This is a genomic window from Achromobacter xylosoxidans (assembly GCF_002192695.1).
In the GTDB taxonomy this organism is placed as follows: domain Bacteria; phylum Pseudomonadota; class Gammaproteobacteria; order Burkholderiales; family Burkholderiaceae_B; genus Achromobacter; species Achromobacter xylosoxidans_C.
Genome location: NZ_MTLG01000099.1, coordinates 1 through 390 on the forward strand (window position 1 = coordinate 1; position 390 = coordinate 390).

At 66.4% G+C, this 390-nt stretch carries 1 protein-coding gene; it reads left to right on the plus strand.

The genetic code is table 11. The features are described 5' to 3' along the window. A partial coding sequence (locus BRO63_RS24355) for a malic enzyme-like NAD(P)-binding protein (protein ID WP_306425689.1) occupies window positions 1–390 on the plus strand: 390 nt, incomplete at both ends.

Here is a 390-nt window from a genome sequence, read left to right on the forward strand (position 1 = left end):
CCGCTGATCCTGGCGCTGGCCAACCCCACGCCCGAGATCCTGCCGGAACTGGCGCAATCGGTGCGTGATGACGTAGTCATGGCCACGGGCCGGTCGGACTATCCGAACCAGGTCAACAACGTGCTGTGCTTCCCCTACATCTTCCGCGGCGCGCTGGACGTGGGCGCCACCACCATCACCCGCGAGATGGAAAAGGCGGCGGTGTACGCCATCGCCGAGCTGGCGGAAGAAGAACAGAACGAAGTCGTGGCCGCGGCCTACGGCACCTTCGATATTTCGTTCGGCCCCGAATACCTGATCCCCAAGCCTTTCGACCCGCGCCTGATCGTGCGCATCGCGCCCGCGGTGGCCAAGGCCGCGATGGAAGGCGGCGTGGCCACGCGTCCGCTG